The organism is Dactylosporangium sp. NPDC005555 (assembly GCF_040605635.1).
Lineage (GTDB): Bacteria > Actinomycetota > Actinomycetes > Mycobacteriales > Micromonosporaceae > Dactylosporangium.
In genome coordinates, this window is sequence record NZ_JBEXDG010000062.1 from 42,105 (window position 1) to 60,895 (window position 18,791).

Sequence of the window (18,791 nt, forward strand, 5' to 3'; positions counted from 1 at the left end):
TTTCCCTAGGAAGCGGCAGACGCGCTGATCGCGGCCAGCAACTGAGGCGCCAGTGCCTTCCGACACACCACCAGGTCAGGCAACCGTGGGTCGGGCTGGTTGTATTCCAACGTAGTCCCGTCGATCCGGGAAGCATGCAGACCCGTGGCGACCGCCACAGCGACCGGGGCGGCGGAGTCCCACTCGTACTGACCACCGGCGTGGACATAGGCGTCGACCGCGCCGTCGATCACCGCGGCGATCTTCGCACCGGCGGAGCCCATCGGCACCAGCTCGATCGGCAGGCGCTCGGCGAGCGCCGCGAGCAGCGCCGGCGGGCGGGTGCGGCTGGCGGCCAGGCGGATCGGCTCGCCCTGCACACCCGGCATCGGCGGGAACGGCGGCGGCGTGTCGGTGCCGAGGACGCAGTGCTGCGCCGGCAGGGCCACCGCGCCCGCGAGGAGCCGGCCCCAACCGGCGGAGCGCTCCGGCCGCGGGGTGCCGTCGCCCGCATACTCGGTGATCCGCGCGGACGTGCGGCCCCACAGGGCGACGTGGACCGCCCAGTCGGCGCGACCGTCCTCGCCGAACTCGCGGGTGCCGTCGAGCGGGTCGACGATCCAGACCCGGTCGGCGCCCAGCCGGGTGGCGCTGTCGGCGCCCTCCTCGGACAGGACCGCGTCGGCCGGGCGCCAGCGCTCCAGCTGGGCGACCAGCAGCTCGTGCGACAGCTGGTCACCGGCCTTACGCAGGGCGGCCGGGTCGCCGTACCCCATCTCCTCGCGCAACTTGAGCAGCAGGTCGCCGGCGCGCTGGGCGAGCCAGCGGGCGAACCCGCCGTCGGTGGCGGGTGGCAGATCGGTCATCAGTACGCTCCAGCCCCTCGGGTCACCGCGCTCAACGTCCGCAGCATGATCACCAGGTCGAGCGACAGCGACCAGTTCTCCACATACTGCAGGTCGAGGCGGACCGCTTCGTCCCACGATAGGTCCGACCGGCCGGACACCTGCCAGAGGCCGGTCATCCCGGGCCGCACGGCCAGCCTGCGCCGGGCGTCGTCCGGATACACGGCGACCTCCTCCGGCAGCGGCGGGCGCGGCCCGACCAGTGACATGCTGCCCCCGAGCACATTGAGCAGCTGGGGCAGCTCGTCGAGCGAAAACTTGCGCAGAAACCGTCCGACGCGGGTGACCCGTGGGTCGTTGCGCAGTTTGAACAGCGCGCCGTCGACTTCGTTGAGGTGCCGCAGCTCGGCGAGGCGGGCTTCGGCGTCCGTGTGCATGGTGCGGAACTTGACGATCACGAACTCATGGCCGTCTTTTCCAACCCGTACTTGACGAAACAGTACCGGCCCTTTGGACTCCGCGCGAACCGCGAGCGCGAGACCAGCCAGAAGGGGACTCAACGCGACCAGCAGGACGACGGCGCCGACCCGGTCGACGACCGCCTTGAGGACCCGCCGCGCGCCGGTGAGCGTGGGATGCTCCACGTGCAGCATCGGCAGTCCGTCGACGGGCCGGATGGTGGTACGGCTGCCGGCGACGTCGATCAGGGTGCTGGCCACGATCAGGTCGATGTCGTCGCGCTCCAGGCGCCACGCGAGCCGGCGCAGCGCGTGCCCGTCCAGCTCGTGGCACGACAGGACGAGCACCGTGTCGGCCCTCGCCCGGCGGACCGCCCCGGCGATCTCGTCGAACGTGCCCAGCACCGGCACGCCCTGCACGCTGCCCTTGGCGGCGAGGCAGGCGCCGACGACCTTCAGCCCGTGATACCGCTCCCGGCACAGCTGCCGGGTCATCGCCTCGACCGCCAGTTCGTGCCCGACCACCACGACCCGCCGCATGCAGGCGCCGCGCGTCTTGCGGGCCCGGTGCAGCAGCTGCCGCAGCACGAACCGCGCGGCCAGGCAGCCGAACGTGACCAGCGGCAGCGCGAGCGCGAACCAGCCGCGGGCGATCTCGATCTCCGCGGCGTAGGCGCCGACGATGGTCGCGGCGGTCAGCGCCAGGCCGGCCCGCAGGACCCGCTGGTATTCGTCGGTGCCGACGAACAGGTAGCGCTTCTCGTAGGCACGGTTCGCGGCGAGCGTCGCGGTGAACGCGACCGGCAGGAGCGCGGACAGCAGCGCGTACCGGCTGTTGTAGTTGGTCAGCACCGAGCCGAAGCGGACCTCGAACGCGAACAGCCCGGCGAGGACCCCGATCACGCTGTCGGTCAGCAGCAGGGTCCGCAGGTAACGGCCCTCCCATGCCCAGCGGGCCCGGTGCCGCGGCGCCCTCGTGGGCTCCAGCGCGGGCTCCGGCTTGCGGGGGTCCGCCGCCGGGACGAACGTGGCCGCCTGACTGACGGCCTCCTCCACCTCGGCCTCGAGCTGGGCGGAGACGTGCGCGGGCGGGACGGGTGGTCCGGGGGCCGGCGACACGGGGGCGGCGGCGGTGCGGGCCGCCGCGGACGGCATCCGCTCGGGCCGCCGGACGGCGCCGCCGCTCATCGGGCTGGGCCGCCTGCGGACCACCTGCCGCTCGACCGGCTCGACGCGCTGGTCAGCGGGGCGCTGGTCCGACTGCAGTGCGTTGCTCTGCCGCTCGGGGCGGCGCAGACCACCGGAGCGATCCTCGCGGCGCCTGCCGCCCGGCCGTTCCTCCCACCGCAACCCGCCGGGACGCTCGTCCCTGCGGGCACCGGCGGCGCGCGGCTGCCGGGCGGCGATCTCGTGATCGTCGTTCCGCACCCCGACGGGCCGGTCACGCGTGGGAATCGCAGGCCCGTCACCGCCTTCCCGCGGCGCGCCCTTGTGATCGTCGTTCCGCGTCCCGAAGGAGCGATCACCGTTGATCAGGGCGTCGGTGCGCAGAGGGTGGCGCAGGTCGTCGGCGCGCTCCCCGCGGCGGACGCCGCCGGGGCGATCCTCTGGGCGCGAGTGTGCCGGGCGGTGGAAGCCGTCCCGCGTTCGCCCGCTGTCGACAGCCACGCACGCCTCCTCAAGTCCGCCTTCTTTGCAAAAGGTGCGACTTGGAGTACAACGTGCAACTCGGACATGCGTCACGGCGCCACACGGAACGGCATGCATGGTTCAGACCGGACAGCCGATGGACAACCGGGCCGTTACGACGCGTGATACTGGTTCTGGGCCGGCTCGAGCCCGCGCTCGATTACCATCTCCACGGCGTCGGCGGCGCGGTCGACGAAGAAGTCGAGCTCCTTGCGCTCCGCCGTGCCGAAGTCGGACAGCACGAAGTCGGCCGGGTTCTGCCGGCCGGGCGGGCGGCCGATGCCGAAGCGCACCCGCACGTAGTCCTTGCTGCCCAGCGACTGCGACATGGACCGCAGCCCGTTGTGGCCGCCCTCGCCGCCGCCCTGCTTGAGCCGCAGCTGCTCGTAGGGCACGTCGAGCTCGTCGTGCACGGCGATCACCTGGGCGACCGGCACCTTGTAGAACTGCGCCAGCCCGGCGACCGGCCCGCCGGACAGGTTCATGAAGGTCATCGGCTTCACCAGCACCACCCGCGGCCCGCCGATGCCGAGGCGGCCCTCGGCGACGTCGGCGGCGACCCGGCGGTGCCGAGAGAAGCGCAGCCCGGCCCGCTGCGCGATCAGGTCGGCGACCATGAAGCCCACGTTGTGCCGGTGGCGCGCGTACTCCGGGCCAGGGTTGCCCAGCCCGACGATCAGCCAGGGCGCGGTGTCGGTCATCGTGTCCCCTCAGCGGTTCCGGTCATCGGGTCCTCATCCGGCCGGGCACGGTGCCCGCCCTCGTGTCCACCACGCCGACCGGCACGCCGCGTTCCGGCTCGTGCGGCGCCTGGCGGTCCCCTGACATACGGCAAGGTCGCGGGTGCCCTCGGGCGCCCGCGACCTTGAACGAACCGGCTCAGGCGTCGGCGGTCTCCGGCGTCGCCTCGGCCTCTTCGACCTCGGCGGCGGGGGCCTCCGCGGTCTCGCCCTCGAGCGCCTCGGCGGTCGGGGCGGCGGACACGACGGCGACGACGGTCTCGGCGTCGGCGGCCAGCTCCGCACCGGCGGGCAGCTGGACGTCACCGGCGGTGACGCGACTGCCGGCCTCGAGGCCCGCGATGGAGACCTCGACGAACTCGGGCAGCTTGGTCGCGTCGGCCAGGATGGCGAGCGTGGTGTTCTCCACCATGACGAGCGTGTCGCGGGCGGCCTCACCGGTCAGGTGGACCGGGATCTCGACGGTGACCTTCTCGCCGCGGCGCACGATGAGCAGGTCGACGTGCTCGTAGGTGTCCTTGATCGGGTCGCGCTGGATGGCCTTCGGCAGGGCGAGCGCGGTGCCGCCGCCGGTGATGTCGATGTTGAAGATCTGGTTCTTGCCGCCGTGCCGGATGGCGGCGGCGAACTCGCGGGCGGGGAGGGCGATGTGGCGGGGGGCTTCGCCGTGGCCGTACAGCACGGCGGGCACCTTGCCGGCCCGGCGCGTGCGGCGGGCACCACCCTTGCCGAACTCGGTGCGGGGCTCGGCGCTGATCTTTACCTCGGACACGGCAAAAACTCCTGATGCGGTTGTGCGGCGGGCACCGGCCGGCGCGACCGGTAACAGTTGTCGTGGTGCGGCGCTCGGGCGAGGAGGCGCCCGGGGCACAGGCCCGGAGCACCGCGTCGATCACGGAGCCCGATGGCCGTCATGCTCACCCGGCGACCGCTTCGCGGTGGTCGCTGGATCGCACGCCCGGCCCTTGGAGCACCCTCGCCGTGGCAACCGCACTAGCTTACCCGAGACTCCCGAGCACCCTCACACTGCACCCGTCCGGTTGTGCAGATCACGCGCCTGCGTCCAACCGGACGGGCCGACGGGTCCGCCGGAAGATCAGGACAGACCACCGAAAAGGGTCGTGACCGACCCGTCGTCGAACACCTCGCGGATGGCGCGGGCCAGCAGCGGGGCGATCGAGAGCTGGGTGATCTTGTCGACCTTCTTGTCACTCGGGAGTGGCAGGGTGTTGGTCACCACGACCTCGCTGATCCGGCTGGCGGCGAGGCGGTCGCACGCCGGGTCGGACAGCACCGCGTGGGTGGCGGCGACGATGACGTCGGCGGCACCCTCCTGGAAGAGGATGTCCGCGGCGCTGACGATCGTGCCGCCGGTGTCGATCATGTCGTCGACGATCAGGCAGACCCGGCCCTCGACCTCGCCGACGACCCGGTTGGCCACCACCTGGTTGGGCTTCAGCGGGTCGCGGGTCTTGTGGATGAACGCGAGGGGGCAGCCGCCGAGGCGGTCCGTCCACCGCTCCGCGACCCGCACCCGACCGGAGTCCGGCGCGACCACGGTGATCGGGCGGCCCGCGTACTTGGCGTCGATGTGATCAGCCAGGGTGTTCATCGCGAAGAGGTGGTCGACCGGACCGTCGAAGAAGCCCTGGATCTGCGCGGTGTGCAGGTCCACGGTGAGGATCCGGTTGGCGCCTGCCGTCTTGAGCAGGTCGGCGACCAGCCGGGCGGAGATCGGCTCGCGGCCGCGGTGCTTCTTGTCCTGCCGCGCGTAGGGGTAGAACGGCAGGACGACCGTGATCCGCTTGGTCGAGCCGCGCTTGAGCGCGTCGACCATGATCAGGCACTCCATCAGCCAGTCGTTGATCGGCGCGACCATCGACTGCACGACGAAGGCGTCCGAGCCGCGCACCGACTCCCGGTAGCGGATGAAGATCTCGCCGCTGGCGAAGTCGTAGGCGTCCATCGGTGTCGGCTCGATGCCGAGGACCGCCCCGATCTCCTCAGCGAGCCCGGGAAACCCCCGGCCGGAGAAGAGCATGAGGTTCTTGCGGTTCTCCGAACTGATGCTGGCCATTAGGGTCGCCCGCTCCCGATCTCGTGGTTGGGCTCATTGTTCGTCGGGTTGCCCCACGTCGGCCACCTGCCCGGTGCCGACGTGGTCTTGTTCACGTGCGAGGGCGTCGCGCGCAGCCTGCGCGGCGGCCGTGCCGGGCCGCTTGCGCTCCACCCAGCCCTCGATGTTGCGCTGGTGGGCCCGGGAGACGCCGAGCGCGCCCGGCGGCACGTCCTTGACGATCACGCTGCCGGCGGCGGTGTAGGCACCGTCGCCGACGTGCACCGGCGCGACGAACATGTTGTCCGCGCCGGTGCGGGCGTGCGCGCCGATCACCGAGCGGCGCTTCTGCACACCGTCGTAGTTGACGAAGACCGTCGCGGCGCCGATGTTGGTGCCCTCGCCGATCTCGGCGTCGCCGACATAGGACAGGTGCGGGACCTTCGCCCCGTCGCCGACGTCGGCCGCCTTGGTCTCGACGAACGTGCCGATCTTCGACTTGCGCCCGAGCCGCGTGCCGGGGCGCAGGTAGGCGAACGGGCCGACCGACGCCTGCGGGCCGATCTCCGAGGACAGCGCGTGCGTCCGTATGACGGCGGCGCCCTCCCCCACGACGACGTCGATGAGCGACGTGTCGGGGCCGACGACCGCACCCTCGCCGATGCGGGTCGCGCCGCGCAGGTGGGTGTTGGGCTCGACGACCACGTCGCGGGACAGGGTGACCGTGACGTCGATCCAGGTGGTCGCCGGGTCGACGATCGCGACGCCGGCGCGCATCCACTCGTCGTTGATCCGGTCCCGCATGAGCGCCCGCAGCCCGGCGAGCTCGGCGCGGTCGTTGGCGCCGAGGGTCTCCGTGGCGTCCGGGGCGCGGTGCGCGACGATCGGCGCGCCGGCCTCGGCGAGCAGGCCGATGACGTCGGTCAGGTATTCCTCGCCCTGGTCGTTGTCCGTGGAGAGCTTGCCGAGCATCTCGCGCAGCCGCTCCGCGTCGAACACGTAGGCCCCGGAGTTGATCTCGCGGACGGCCCGCTGCTCGGGGGTGGCGTCGCGCTCCTCGACGATCGCGGCGAACTCGCCGCCCCGGTTGCGCACGATGCGGCCGAGCCCGGTGGGGTCGTCGACCTCGGCGGTCAGCACGGTGGCGGCGGCCTTGGTGCTCTCGTGCGTGTGCACGAGCGCGCTGAGGGTCTCCGCGCGCAGCAGCGGGATGTCGCCGTTGAGCACGACGACGGTGCCGGTCAGGTCCGGGCTCTCGTCGAGCGCGATGCGCACGGCGTGGCCGGTGCCGCGCCGCTCGATCTGGGTGACCGGCACGGCGGCCGGCGCGATCTGCTCCAGATGGGCCCGGACGACCTCGCCGCCGTGGCCGACGACCACGGTGGCGGCGCCGCCGATGGCCTCCTCGGCGGCGGCGAGCACGTGGCCCACCAGGGTCCGGCCGAGCAGTGGGTGCAGCACCTTGGGCAGGGCCGACTTCATCCGCTTTCCCTCGCCGGCGGCCAGGATGATCACATTTCGCACGGGCGCGCTCCTCGACGGTGTCGGTGCGCCTCATCGTAGTCAGGTGGCTGGGGTGCCAGGATTCGAACCTGGACTGCGAGGCTCCAAAGGCCTGCGGGCTGCCGTTACCCCACACCCCAAAGATCTGCGTGTGCAGCGTACCGGTTGCGGCATTGCGGCTCGTATCGAGGCTGGTTCCCTCACCCCGTCGGCGGTCCGGCCGATCTTTCCTGACGAAGATCACACAAGACCGCGGGTAATCGGCTTGACACAGAGCTCGTATGGCGAACCTACGCTTCCGTAAGTTACGGTGACGTAGGCGTAGCGTCGATCCCCTGAGAGGTACCATGTCCGCTGTACTCCTAGATCCCGTCCCTGGTCAGAGCCCTGAGCGTGGGCCGAGAGCCCTGACCGAGGGCCGCCAGAGCATCGGGATCCTGGTCGCCCTCTGGGGCTTCGTGGTCCTGCCGTTCGTCGCCCTCCTGGCGGCCGTCCCCGTCGCCTGGGGATGGGGACTCACCTGGCTCGACGTCGCCCTCGGCACCGTCTTCTACGTGATCGGCGGCCTCGGCATCGGGTCGGGCTTCCACCGGTACCTCACCCACGGCGCGTTCAAGGCGAACCGTGGCCTGCGCATCGCGCTGACGATCGCCGGCAGCACCGCGATCGAGGGCAACCCGACCCAGTGGGTCGCCGACCACCGGCGCCACCACGCCTTCTCCGACCGCGAGGGCGACCCGCACTCCCCGTGGCGCTTCGGCGAGTCCTTCGGCGGCCTGGTCAAGGGACTGTTCTACGCGCACGTGGGCTGGCTGTTCTACCGCGAGCTGTCCAACCGGGAGCGCTTCGCCCCCGACCTCGTGGCCGACAAGGACATCCGGCGCATCGACAAGCTCTTCCCGCTGATCGTGGCGCTCTCCGCGACGCTGCCCGCGATCATCGCCGGCCTGGTCACCTGGTCGTGGCAGGGCGCGCTGTCGGCGTTCTTCTGGGCGGGGATCGTCCGCATCGGCCTGCTGCACCATGTCACCTGGTCGATCAACTCGATCTGCCACGTGTACGGAGAGCGCCCGTTCTCCACGCGCGACGGCGACAAGGCCAGCAACTTCTGGCCCCTGGCCATCCTGTCCTTCGGCGAGAGCTGGCACAACCTGCACCACGCCGACCCCACCTGCGCCCGGCACGGGGTCGACAAGGGCCAGATCGACATCAACGCCCGGCTCATCTGGATCTTCGAGAAGCTCGGCTGGGCCACGGACGTGCGCTGGCCGAAGCGTGACCGGCTCGATGCGAAGCGGGTCGCCGCCACGTCCGGCGCGGCTGGCACGATGAGCGGGTGACCGACCTACCGGAGGAAACACCGCACGTCCGGCGCTCGACGAGCCCAGTGCCACCGCCGAAGTCCCGGGTGCGGATGTCCGCCGCCCAGCGCCGCGAGCAGCTCATCGCCATCGGGCGGGCGCTGTTCGCGGAGCGGGGGTTCGACGCCACCTCCATCGAGGAGGTGGCGTCGCGCGCGAAGGTCTCCAAACCCGTCGTCTACGAGCACTTCGGCGGCAAGGAAGGGCTCTACGCGGTGGTCGTGGACCGCGAGGTGCGCAACCTGCTCGACCGCATCACCAACGCGCTGACCGCGGGCCACCCGCACGAGCTGCTGGAACAGGCGGCCCTGGCGCTGCTGGACTACATCGAGCACGAGACCGACGGCTTCCGGGTCCTGGTCCGCGAGTCGCCGGTCATGTCGCCGACCGGCAACTTCATGAGCGTCCTCAACGATGTCGCACACCAGGCCGAGCACATCCTCGGCTCGGAGTTCAAGCGCCGCGGCTTCGACCCGAAGCTCGCCGAGCTCTACTCGCAGGCCCTCGTAGGGATGGTCGCGCTCACCGGCCGCTGGTGGCTGGAGGTGCGCAAGCCCCGCAAGGAGGTCGTCGCGGCGCATCTGGTCAACCTGGCCTGGAACGGCCTGTCCAACATGGAGGGCAAGCCCACGCTCGTCACGGGCCAGGGCAAGTAGGACGACGAAGGCGGCGCCTCAGGGGGCGCCGCCTTCGATCGTTCACGCGAAGCGGGTCCAAGCTTCCGGGTCGTGCCTTCACGCCCCGCGCGGGCGGTGCCTTCGCGCCGCCCGCGGGCCGTGCCTTCAGGCGGTGCGGGGACCGTGCCGGAACTGCTCCTCGGCGTCGGCGGCGGACGAGCTGCCGACCCGGTCGTAGAGGCTGGCGGTGCCGGTGATGCCCGCGAGGATGAACGTGACGACCACGTTGACCATCGAGAACGCGAAGATGTTGGCCTCGGTCTGCAGCAGCGCGAGCGAGCCCATGCCGACCACCGTCAGCACGATGCCGGCCAGCTGGTTGACGTGGTGGGCCAGGTTGCGCCCGATGAGGTTGGCGCCGAGCACGACGACACCGGCGACCAGCGACAGCAGCGCGAAGGCGGGGTTGGTGCGCAGCCCCAGCACCCACTCGCCCCCGTCCAGACCGGTGAACTGGTTGCCCGACGTCTGGACGAATCCGACCACGCCGAAGACCAGCATGTAGAGACCGGCGATGACGCACAGCAGCCGGTACAGGGGCCGGAGGTGGTGGTTGATCGGAAAGTGAGCGGCCATGACCGCATTCTAGGGCCGGGTCACCCGGCGATCTCCGCGAGGGCGAGCCATTGCTCCTCGATGAGGGTTTTCTCCTCCTGTACGGCGCGCAGCTCCGCGTCCAGCGAGGTGATCCGGGCGTAGTCCGTGGCGTGCTCCGCCAGCTGGGCGTGCAACGCCGCCTCCTTCTGGGTGAGCCGGTCCATGCTGCGCTCCAGCTTGGACAGCTCCTTCTTCGCGGCCCGCGCGTCCTTGTCCGACGCCCGCAGGTCCGCGGCCTTGTCCCTGCCGGCGGCGGACGGCGTGGTGCCCTGCCCCGCGCCGAAGCCCTCCCCGGCGACGTCGACGCGCTCCAGGTATTCGTCCACCCCGCCCGGCAGGTGGACGAGGTGCCCGTCGCCGAACATGCCGTAGACGACGTCGGCGACCCGCTCGACCAGGTACCGGTCGTGACTGGCCACCACGATGGTGCCCGGCCACGAGTCGAGCAGGTCCTCCAGCGCCGCCAGGGTGTCGATGTCCAGGTCGTTGGTGGGCTCGTCGAGCAGCAGCACGTTGGGCTCCGTGGCGAGCAGGCGCAGCAGCTGCAGCCGGCGCCGCTCACCGCCGGACAGGTCCGCCACCGGCGTCCACACCCGGGCGCCGGTGAAGCCGAAGACCTCCGCCAGCTGCGACGCGGTCAGCTCACGGTCGCCGAGCTTGACCCGCTTGGCGACCTCCTCGACCGCCTCCAGCAGCCGCAGGCCGGACGGCAGCTCCCTGAGCTCCTGCGACAGGAACGCGGCGCGCACCGTGCTGCCGCGCAGGAGCCGGCCGCCGTCGGGATCCCGTACCCCCGCCAGAACCCGCAGAAGGGTCGTCTTGCCGGCCCCGTTGGCGCCGAGGATCGCGATCCGGTCACCGGGTCCCACCAGCCAGTCCACATCGGACAGCAGGGTCCGCGCTCCGGCTCGCAGATCCACCTTGGACAGTTCGTAGACCTGCTTGCCCAGCCGGGTGACGGCGAGGCGCTGCAACGACACCGTGTCGCGGGCGGGCGGCACGTCGGCGATGAGCGCGTTGGCCGCGTCGATGCGGAACTTCGGCTTGCTGGTCCGGGCCGGCGGTCCGCGCCGCAGCCAGGCGATCTCCTTGCGCAGCAGGTTCTGCCGGCGGGACTCGGTCTCGGCGGCGACCCGCAGCCGCTCGGCCCGCGCGAGGGTCCAGGCCGCGTAGCCGCCCTCGTAGGCGCGCACGGTCGCGTCGGCGACCTCCCACGTGGTCGTGCAGACCGCGTCGAGGAACCAGCGGTCGTGGGTGACGACCATGAGCGCGCCGCGGCGCTGCAGCAGGTGCCGCGCCAGCCAGGCGATGCCGGCGACGTCGAGGTGGTTGGTCGGCTCGTCGAGGATCAGCAGGTCGGCGGGGCGCACCAGCAGCGCGGCGATCGCGATGCGGCGCCGCTCACCGCCGGACATCGGCCCGACGGGCGCGTCCAGGCCGAGGTGCGGCATGCCGAGCCCGTTGAGCACGGTGCGCACGCCGGAGTCGCCGGCCCACTCGTGCTCGGCGGCGAACGCGGCGGGCAGCCAGGCGGTGCCGATGATGACGTCGCGGACGGTCGCCGTGGGCGGCAGGTCCAGGTTCTGCGGCAGGGCCGACACCCGCAGGTCGCGGCGGTGCGTGACGCGGCCCTCGTCGGGCTCCTCCGCCTTGGTGAGCATCCGCAGCAGGGTCGTCTTGCCGGCCCCGTTGAGCCCGACGACACCGATGCGGTCGGTGTCGTCGACGCCGAGGGACACCTCGTCGAAGATCCGCCCCGCCGGGTAGGTCTTGCCGACCTTGTCCAGGTTGATGATGTTGGCCATCTACAGCACTCTCGCTCCGGGCACGGGACCGACGGCGGTGCGCACCGCGCGGCAGCAGTTGGCGGCCTCCAGGTCGGCCGCGAGCAGCGCGGCGTGCCGGGCGTCCTCGGCCAGGAAGACGATGGTCGGACCGGAGCCGGAGACCAGACCGGCGAGGGCGCCGGCGTCCAGCCCCGCGTCGAGTACACCTCGAAGCTCCGGACGAAGGTGCAGCGCCGCGGCCTGCAGGTCGTTGGCGAGGTGCCCGGCCAGCACGTCGGGGTCCTTCTGCCGCAGCGCCGCCATCAGCCCGTCCGGCGGGCCGGCCTCGCTCTGCGCGCCCAGCTCGTCGAACGTCTTGTAGACCGTCGGGGTCGACAGGCCCTCCTCGGCCACCGCCAGGACCCAGTGCCAGGCGTGCCCGCCGGTCAGGATCGGGCTGACCAGCTCGCCACGGCCGGTGCCCAGCGCGGTGCCGCCCAGGACCAGGAACGGGATGTCCGAGCCCAGGGTCGCGGCGATGCCGGCCAGGTCGTCGCGGGACAGCCCGGTCCCCCACAGCTGGTCGCAGGCGACCAGCGCGGCGGCCGCGTCGGCGCTGCCGCCGGCCAGCCCCGCGGCGATCGGGATCTGCTTCTTCAGGTGCAGCCGGGCGTGCGGGTCATGGCCCGTCTCGGCGGCCAGGGCCCGCGCCGCCCGGACGACGAGGTTGTCCTCGCCGAGCGACAGGTGGCCGGTCCCCTCGCCCTCCATGGTGAGCGTCAGCGTGTCGCCGCGGCGGGCGGTGATCTCGTCGTACAGCCCGATCGCGTGATAGACGGTGGTCAGCTCGTGGAAGCCGTCCGGCCGGGACGGGCCGACGTGCAGGTGGAGGTTGATCTTCGCGGGCACGCGGACCCGGACCGGTCCGTGCGCGGCCAGGCGCGGCCGGTCGAACTCCTCGTCATCTTCGGAGAAGAGCGGCTCGGTCACGTGGTGCACCCTACCCGTGCGGCGCCTGCGACTGCCGCTGGCTCGCGATGCGGGTGAAGTCCCGCACCGTGAGCTGCTCCCCGCGAGCGCCCGGGTCGACGTCCGCGGCACGCAGGATCCGCTCGGCGACGTCGGGTCCACCGGCCCATCCGGCGAGCGCGGCCCGCAGCGTCTTGCGGCGCTGGGCGAACGCGGCGTCCACCACGGCGAACGTCGCCTTGCGGTCTTCCTGGGACGGCTCGTTGCGGTCTTCCTGGGGCGGCTCGCGCCGGGTGAACGCCACCAGGCCCGAGTCGACGTTCGGCACCGGCCAGAACACGCTCGGCGGGACCTTGCCGGCCAGCTTCGACGTCGCGTACCAGGCGAGCTTCACGCTCGGGACGCCGTAGACGCGGCTGCCGGGCCCGGCGACGAGCCGGTCGGCGACCTCCTTCTGCACCATGACCAGGCCCTTGCGCAGCGACGGCAGGGTGGCCAGCAGGTGCAGCACGACGGGCACGGCGACGTTGTACGGCAGGTTGGCCACCAGCGCGGTCGGTTGCTCGTCGACGTCGACCCGCAGGGCGTCGCCCTCGATCACGTGCAGCTTCCCGGCGTGCTCGGGAGCGAACCTGCGCACGGTGTCCGGCAGCGCCTTCGCCAGCACGGGATCGATCTCCACCGCACAGACCTTGGCCGCCTCCTCCAGCAGGCCCAGCGTGAGAGAGCCGAGCCCAGGGCCGACCTCCAGGGCCACGTCGTCGCCGGTGAGCTCGGCGGCGCGCACGATCCGCCGGACCGTGTTGGGGTCGTGGACGAAGTTCTGCCCCAGCTGCTTGGTCGGCCGGACGCCGAGCGACGCCGCGAGCTCCCGGATCTCCGCCGGGCCGAGCAGCGTCATCGCCATTCCCCGAACGCGCGGGTGCCGTTGGCGGAGATGGCGGCGCACAACGCCGCCAGGTCGTGCCCGGTCACCTCGGCGAGCGCTCGCACCGTCAACGGGATCAGGTAGCTGGCGTTCGGCCGGCCGCGGAACGGCACCGGGGTCAGGAACGGCGCGTCGGTCTCCACGAGCATCCCGTCCAGCGGCGTGACGGCCGCCGCGGCCCGCAGGTCGCCGGCGTTGCCGAAGGTGACGGTGCCGGCGAAGCTCAGCAGGAACCCCCGGTCGAGGCACTCCCGGGCGAACGTCTCGTCGCCGGAGAAGCAGTGCATGACGACCTGGTCGGGGGCGCCCTCCTCGTCCAGGACGCGCAGGATGTCGTCGTGCGCGTCGCGGTCGTGGATGACCAGGGTCTTGCCGTGCCGCTTCGCGATCGCGATGTGCGCGCGGAAGCTCTCGTGCTGGGCCTTGCGCCCGTCGTCGCCGGTGCGGAAGTAGTCCAGGCCGGTCTCGCCGATGCCACGGACCCGCGGGTGGGCGGCCAGGCGCTCGATCTCGCGCAGCGCGCCGTCCAGGTCCTTCTGCCTCGGCGCGTCGTTGGGGTGCAGAGCGACCGTCGCCACCACCTCGGGGTGCTCCTGCGCCACCTGTACGCCCCAGCGCGACGACTCGACGTCGACACCGACCTGGACGAGACGGTCGACGCCGGCGGCTTTGGCTTTCTCCAGCGCATCCGCTACGGTCGATGGGACGTCGTCCGCTCGGCCCTTCAGCGTGATGTCGATGTGGGTATGACTGTCCAGCACCGCCACAGGCAACGGCTCGGTCGGTGGGGGAAACGCCCCTTGACGGCTGTGTTCTCTCGCGCTCACGCTGCCGGCTCGCTTCGCTCACCGGCACCGCGAGGCACGGCGCGCTGCAACATGATTCGCTCACTTCGCTCACTCATCGGCGTTAAGCATGCCACCCCCGGTCCGGCGTTCATGCTCCGTTCACCTGGGGCACACCACCCCGCCTTAGCGTCGCGAATGTGACAGTCATCGGGCATACGGCAGGGTCGGCGACCCACAGCGTGACGCTCGACGGGACCACGTACCCCGCCGACGAGATCGCGCAGGGCGCCGCGTTCGAGGTGTACTCGGCGCAGCCCGGACCCGGCTTCCTGCCCAACCCGCGGCCGGGCGCCCGCTGGCCGTTCCGGCGCTTCGTGCACGCCACCGACGTCGTCACCTCGCTCGACGGCCTCTCGGGTTTCGAGGACGAGCCGCTGGCGATGCCGGTCACCCGCGCCATGGACTGGGCGGGCCTGCACAAACTCACCCAGACCCCGTCGGCGAGCGGCCACCTCGCCCCGATCCGTCGCACCGCCACCGTCCGCCGCGGCACCCGCATGATCAAGTTTCTGACGGGCCGGCAGCTCGGCGGCCACCTGCGCGGCTGGCCGATCAGCGGCTTCTGCTACCGCGCCTTCGACGTCGCCCACCTGCGGACCCCGCAGGACCTGGCGATCCTCAGCGAAGGCACCCCCTCCTCGGACGACGTGGTGTTCGCCATCCGCTGGCGTGCCGTCGACCCGTGGGACTACGAGGTGCCGCTCGCCGACTCGTACGGTGGCCTCGTCACCATGCCGCCGCACGACCGGCTCGGCTCGCCCGTCATCGGCACCGGCTTCGCGCCCAGCGGCCGGCACATCGTGCCCGAGTTCGTCACCCGCGACCTGGCCGAGCTCCCCGTCCCGGCGAACACCTCACTGGTCGCCTACACCGGCGACGGCACCGAGGTCACGCTGTACACGTACCTGCCGGAGCAGCGGGCGTGGAGCCGCATGCACGGCCCCCAGTGGCGCCACCTGCTCCCCGACACGATCGCGGGCGACCAGGAGTACTTCCCGACCACCACGCCACTGGCGTGCTACGTGGGCCGCTACCGCGAGAACATCTACGAGGCGATCGTCGACCCGCCCGGCGAGTTCCGGGTCGCGGCGAAGACCCGCGCCGCCCGCTACCCCCTCGACGCCCTGGCCCGCCGCGTCCCGTCCGCCACCTGGCGCAACGCACCGTGCACCGTCATCCGTGAGGAGGGCGACTGGCTCCGCCTGCGACTGAGCCGCCCGGACGGGGACCAGGTCGCCCGCCTCGGCGCCCACTGCGTGGAACGCGGCCTCTACGAAGCCTGGGCCCCTGGCGCCGAGGTCACCGACGCCCGCGAAGACGACCATTGGTTCGAGCTGTTAGCTGTTACCCGCCTTTCGCCTTCGGCGACAGGCGGGTAACAGCTGACAGCTAGCTGGCTTGGGCTTTGGAGCTGTCGGCCACCGGGGTGCCGGCGGCGTGGGAGAAGGACTGGAGGCCCTGGACGAGGGCGGCCCGGTCGTCCGGGGACATACGGCGCAGGACCGCGGCGATCGTCTCCTGACGCTGGCGGCCCAGGCCGTCCAGCAGCCGCCGTGCCGTCGGGGTCAGGACGAGCCAGACCTCGCGCCGGTCGCGGTCGTCGTTGGTGCGGCGGAGCAGGTCGGCCGCCTCGAGACGGTCGCAGAGGCGGCTGGCCGAGGAGGGGGCGGTGTGCAGCGCGATCGCCAGCTGGGTCAGGTTGATCGAGCCGGCCTGGTCGACGACGCCGAGGACGCGCAACTGGGCCGCGGACACGCCGGAGTTGTCGTTGGCGGCGCTGGTGGCGAGCACCAGCGCCTGACCCGTGGCGTCGACCAGGGCGGCGGCCACGGAGGCCGCGTCGTCACTGCCAGCCGGGTGCGGTGAAGGTCGGGTCCGCACGTCGTCCTCCGGGGCTCGCGGGGATCACGGGTCGGCTCTGGGCGACCAGTCGAGGCAGACGATCAGCGCATCGTCGACGAACTCGGCGCCCGCGTGATAGTCACGAAGGCTCCGCATGACGCTGCCGATGGCCTCGGCCGGTGGCTGCAACCGGGTCGATCGTATGGCACGGCTCAACTCGCGCTCACCGTACGCGGCCTCGTTCGGCCGGGTGGCCGAGTGCACCCCGTCACTGACGATGAAGACGCGGTCACCCGCCTGGAGGCTTTCGTGTTCTTCGACGTAGCGGGTGTCGCCGAACATGCCGAGCGGCAGCTGCGGGTCGAGGACCATGTCGCGGACCTGGCCGCCGCGGACCAGCAGCATGCGGGGCGAGCCCGCGTCGATGATCCGCAGGTCGCCGGTGACGAGGTTGAGCGAGAGGAGCAGGGTCGCCACGTGCCGGGTCCCGCCGTACTGCGAGAAGATCGCGTCGGCGGCGAGGACGGCCTGGTCGGCGAGGTCGCCGGGGGCCCTCTGGCCGGTCGGGATCGAGCGGCGGGCGTTGCGCATCGCGTTGACCGCGAGGGTCGTGAGCAGGGCGGCGTCCAGGCCGGCGCCCATGCCGTTGAGGGCGGTGACGGTGAGCCAGTCGCCGTTGACGGACCAGTCGAAGTGGTCGCCGCCGACGGCGTACGCCGGCTCCAACTGCCCGGCCAGCTTGACGCCGGGCGCGTCGTAGCCGCGGGCGGGCAGGAGGTCCCACTGCATCTCGGCGGCCATCGTCAGCCGGCCGTCGCGCCGGCGGTCCAGGTGGTAGCGGTCGGTGCGCCGGTACGCCGCCTGCAACGCCACCGCGAAGGTCGCGGCCACGTCGCGGAGCTCTTCGCGGGCCTGCTGCGCCCGGTCGGCGTCCAGGACCACGCTGAGCACGCCGACGCGCTCGCCCCACGCCGTGATCGGCAGGTGCAACCGGGCGAGCGCGTGCCCTTCCCGGGCGTCCAGAATGGCCGTCTGACTGGCGAACGCCCTGGTCGCGGCGGCCAGTTCGTCATCCGAGCCATTGGTGAGCAAGGACGCCGAGAGCGACGTGGAGCGGTAGTCGGCGAGCCACACGGTGCTGCTCTTCGTCCCGTGTGACGCGCTCAGGTGGGCGTCGAGCACCTCCACCAGGCGATCAGGTGGTGCGGTGCGCAAAGCCTTCTCGATGGAGCCAACGCCGGACATTCGAGCCCTTCACCATCAGCGACTGAAGCCTTTGCTTGCCGTGCGGCAAATAATATAAGGCAGTCTGTCGACAGTGGTGTTACCCAGTCACCCCATGATCGCTACACCCAGCGGGATCCGAGCCACATACGGGAGAACCATTCCGTGTACGTAATGTCCATACCACTATAGATCGGGTAGAAGTAGGCGAAACAGGCCGCGACGAGCAGGACGTACGCTCCCGCGACGATCGACCCGATCAGCCGGTGGTCGCTGGCGGGCTGCACGTGCCGCGGCGGGCCGATGACGGCGCCGAGCACGTAGACCACGGCCAGGACGAGGAACGGCTCGGCGGGCAGCGCGTAGAAGTAGAACATCGTGCGGTGCTCGGGCATCGACTGGAACCACGGGACGATGCCGGCGAGGGCGCAGACCATGATCAGCCAGGCGCGGCCGTCGCGGCGGGCGATCGCCAGCCAGCCGAGGGCGAAGAGGGCCGGCAGGAACGACCACCACAGCAGCGGGGTGCCGAGCAGCAGGATCTCCGACGCGCAGCTGCTGGCGTCGCACGGGCCGTCGGTGTTCCAGTAGAACGCCACCGGACGGCCGAGCAGCAGCCACATCCACGGCCACGACTGGTACTGGTGCTTCGTGCTCAGCCCGGTGTGGAACTTGTACGCCTCGTGGTGGTAGTGCCACAGGTTCAGCAACGGGTCGATGAGTCGGTCGGACGTGAGGCCGTTGGTCTGCGCGTACCAGTGCCGGAAGTAGCCGTCGTCGGAGGCGAACCAGCCGGTCCAGGTCGCGAGGTAGGCGGCCAGCGCGAGACCGAACACGGCGAAGACCCAGGCGCCGTCGTCGAGGATGCCGTCGCGGATGCTGTGCCGCGAGCCGGCCGCGCGCCGGGCGCTGATGTCGAAGATCAGCGTCAGCGCGACGAAGAGCAGCACGTACCACAGCGCGCTCCACTTGACGCCGCAGGCGAGGCCGAGCGAGACGGCCATGGCCAGCCGGTACCACGGCACGCCGAGCCGGGGCCGGTTCCCGGCACCGGGGCGGCCCGGGTCGATCCCGCGCTCCAGCGCCGCGAGCCACCTGGCGCGCCGCTGCTCGCGGTCCAGGACCAGGAAGAAGAACGCGACGACGATCCAGAACATCAGGAAGATGTCGAGCAGGGCGGCGCGGGACAGCACGAAGTGCATGCCGTCCAAGGACATCAGCAGGCCGGCCGTGGCGGCGAGGATCGTGGAGCGGAAGAGCCGCCGGGCGGCCAGGACGATGAGCAGGATCGACAGCACGCCGACCGTGA

The 18,791-nt window shown here is 71.7% G+C and carries 17 protein-coding genes and 1 tRNA gene; 3 read left to right on the forward strand and 15 right to left on the reverse strand.

Annotated elements, in window-relative coordinates; translation table 11 throughout:
• Window positions 1–5 precede the first annotated feature (5 nt).
• The 7 genes from ABZS58_RS42040 to ABZS58_RS42070 all read right to left on the reverse strand — a co-directional run bounded on the left by ABZS58_RS42040 (window position 6) and on the right by ABZS58_RS42070 (window position 7,410).
• Entirely contained in the window at window positions 6–845 is an 840-nt protein-coding gene (locus ABZS58_RS42040) for an inositol monophosphatase family protein (RefSeq protein WP_354789506.1), read from the reverse strand.
• On the reverse strand, window positions 845–2,950 hold the full coding sequence (locus ABZS58_RS42045; RefSeq protein ID WP_354789508.1) for a sugar transferase: 2,106 nt from the start codon (window positions 2,948–2,950) through the stop codon (window positions 845–847). The genes ABZS58_RS42040 and ABZS58_RS42045 overlap by 1 nt, the downstream gene beginning before the upstream one ends.
• A 134-nt stretch (window positions 2,951–3,084) precedes the next feature.
• On the reverse strand, window positions 3,085–3,672 hold the full coding sequence (gene pth, locus ABZS58_RS42050; RefSeq protein ID WP_354789509.1) for an aminoacyl-tRNA hydrolase: 588 nt from the start codon (window positions 3,670–3,672) through the stop codon (window positions 3,085–3,087).
• Window positions 3,673–3,850: 178 nt separating this feature from the next.
• Entirely contained in the window at window positions 3,851–4,483 is a 633-nt protein-coding gene (locus ABZS58_RS42055; RefSeq protein WP_354789510.1) for a 50S ribosomal protein L25/general stress protein Ctc, read from the reverse strand.
• A 324-nt stretch (window positions 4,484–4,807) separates the two neighbouring features.
• Window positions 4,808–5,788: a ribose-phosphate diphosphokinase gene (locus tag ABZS58_RS42060; RefSeq protein ID WP_354789512.1), complete on the reverse strand. Its 981-nt coding sequence runs from the start codon at window positions 5,786–5,788 to the stop codon at window positions 4,808–4,810.
• 33 nt (window positions 5,789–5,821) lie between these two features.
• Window positions 5,822–7,291 (reverse strand): bifunctional UDP-N-acetylglucosamine diphosphorylase/glucosamine-1-phosphate N-acetyltransferase GlmU, encoded by a 1,470-nt coding sequence (gene glmU, locus ABZS58_RS42065; RefSeq protein ID WP_354789514.1) that lies wholly within the window; start codon window positions 7,289–7,291, stop codon window positions 5,822–5,824.
• Window positions 7,292–7,335: 44 nt separating this feature from the next.
• A tRNA-Gln gene (locus tag ABZS58_RS42070) sits at window positions 7,336–7,410 on the reverse strand.
• Between the two features lie 207 nt (window positions 7,411–7,617).
• Here ABZS58_RS42070 and ABZS58_RS42075 point away from each other — a divergent pair.
• Window positions 7,618–8,610, forward strand: coding sequence for an acyl-CoA desaturase (locus ABZS58_RS42075; RefSeq protein WP_354789516.1), 993 nt, complete (start codon window positions 7,618–7,620; stop codon window positions 8,608–8,610).
• Between the two features lie 74 nt (window positions 8,611–8,684).
• Window positions 8,685–9,287 carry a TetR/AcrR family transcriptional regulator gene (locus ABZS58_RS42080; protein ID WP_354789530.1) on the forward strand — a complete coding sequence of 201 codons (603 nt, stop codon included), beginning with the start codon at window positions 8,685–8,687 and terminating at the stop codon, window positions 9,285–9,287.
• A gap of 126 nt (window positions 9,288–9,413) precedes the next feature.
• On the opposite strand, the gene ABZS58_RS42085 is transcribed toward ABZS58_RS42080, so the two are convergent.
• From ABZS58_RS42085 to ABZS58_RS42105, 5 genes are all read right to left on the reverse strand, one after another.
• Entirely contained in the window at window positions 9,414–9,884 is a 471-nt protein-coding gene (locus tag ABZS58_RS42085; protein ID WP_354789518.1) for a DUF4383 domain-containing protein, read from the reverse strand.
• 20 nt (window positions 9,885–9,904) lie between these two features.
• On the reverse strand, window positions 9,905–11,710 hold the full coding sequence (locus ABZS58_RS42090) for an ABC-F family ATP-binding cassette domain-containing protein (RefSeq protein WP_354789519.1): 1,806 nt from the start codon (window positions 11,708–11,710) through the stop codon (window positions 9,905–9,907).
• On the reverse strand, window positions 11,711–12,610 hold the full coding sequence (locus ABZS58_RS42095) for a 4-(cytidine 5'-diphospho)-2-C-methyl-D-erythritol kinase (protein WP_354789532.1): 900 nt from the start codon (window positions 12,608–12,610) through the stop codon (window positions 11,711–11,713).
• Window positions 12,611–12,671: 61 nt separating this feature from the next.
• Window positions 12,672–13,541, reverse strand: a complete 870-nt coding sequence (gene rsmA / locus ABZS58_RS42100) for a 16S rRNA (adenine(1518)-N(6)/adenine(1519)-N(6))-dimethyltransferase RsmA (RefSeq protein WP_354789520.1) — start codon at window positions 13,539–13,541, stop codon at window positions 12,672–12,674.
• Window positions 13,538–14,395 carry a TatD family hydrolase gene (locus tag ABZS58_RS42105; protein ID WP_354789521.1) on the reverse strand — a complete coding sequence of 286 codons (858 nt, stop codon included), beginning with the start codon at window positions 14,393–14,395 and terminating at the stop codon, window positions 13,538–13,540. The genes rsmA and ABZS58_RS42105 overlap by 4 nt, the downstream gene beginning before the upstream one ends.
• A 158-nt stretch (window positions 14,396–14,553) precedes the next feature.
• Here ABZS58_RS42105 and ABZS58_RS42110 point away from each other — a divergent pair, with 158 nt between their 5' ends.
• Window positions 14,554–15,795, forward strand: coding sequence for a hypothetical protein (locus ABZS58_RS42110; protein ID WP_354789522.1), 1,242 nt, complete (start codon window positions 14,554–14,556; stop codon window positions 15,793–15,795).
• A 10-nt stretch (window positions 15,796–15,805) separates the two neighbouring features.
• On the opposite strand, the gene ABZS58_RS42115 is transcribed toward ABZS58_RS42110, so the two are convergent.
• The 3 genes from ABZS58_RS42115 to ABZS58_RS42125 form a co-directional block, all read right to left on the reverse strand.
• Window positions 15,806–16,297: a MarR family transcriptional regulator gene (locus ABZS58_RS42115; RefSeq protein WP_354789524.1), complete on the reverse strand. Its 492-nt coding sequence runs from the start codon at window positions 16,295–16,297 to the stop codon at window positions 15,806–15,808.
• Window positions 16,298–16,321: 24 nt separating this feature from the next.
• Window positions 16,322–17,446: a SpoIIE family protein phosphatase gene (locus ABZS58_RS42120; RefSeq protein ID WP_354789526.1), complete on the reverse strand. Its 1,125-nt coding sequence runs from the start codon at window positions 17,444–17,446 to the stop codon at window positions 16,322–16,324.
• Window positions 17,447–17,604: 158 nt separating this feature from the next.
• Window positions 17,605–18,791: phospholipid carrier-dependent glycosyltransferase (locus tag ABZS58_RS42125; RefSeq protein ID WP_354789527.1), on the reverse strand; the 1,187-nt coding region annotated here is incomplete at its 5' end.

Excerpts from the sequence above, each read along its gene's own strand:
- ABZS58_RS42040 (WP_354789506.1), bottom strand. The coding sequence starts at position 845 with ATGACCGATCTGCCACCCGCCACCGACGGCGGGTTCGCCCGCTGGCTC.
- pth (WP_354789509.1), bottom strand. The coding sequence starts at position 3,672 with ATGACCGACACCGCGCCCTGGCTGATCGTCGGGCTGGGCAACCCTGGC.
- ABZS58_RS42060 (WP_354789512.1), bottom strand. The coding sequence starts at position 5,788 with ATGGCCAGCATCAGTTCGGAGAACCGCAAGAACCTCATGCTCTTCTCC.
- ABZS58_RS42075 (WP_354789516.1), top strand. The coding sequence starts at position 7,618 with ATGTCCGCTGTACTCCTAGATCCCGTCCCTGGTCAGAGCCCTGAGCGT.
- ABZS58_RS42080 (WP_354789530.1), top strand. The coding sequence starts at position 8,685 with ATGTCCGCCGCCCAGCGCCGCGAGCAGCTCATCGCCATCGGGCGGGCG.
- ABZS58_RS42085 (WP_354789518.1), bottom strand. The coding sequence starts at position 9,884 with ATGGCCGCTCACTTTCCGATCAACCACCACCTCCGGCCCCTGTACCGG.
- ABZS58_RS42090 (WP_354789519.1), bottom strand. The coding sequence starts at position 11,710 with ATGGCCAACATCATCAACCTGGACAAGGTCGGCAAGACCTACCCGGCG.
- rsmA (WP_354789520.1), bottom strand. The coding sequence starts at position 13,541 with ATGACGCTGCTCGGCCCGGCGGAGATCCGGGAGCTCGCGGCGTCGCTC.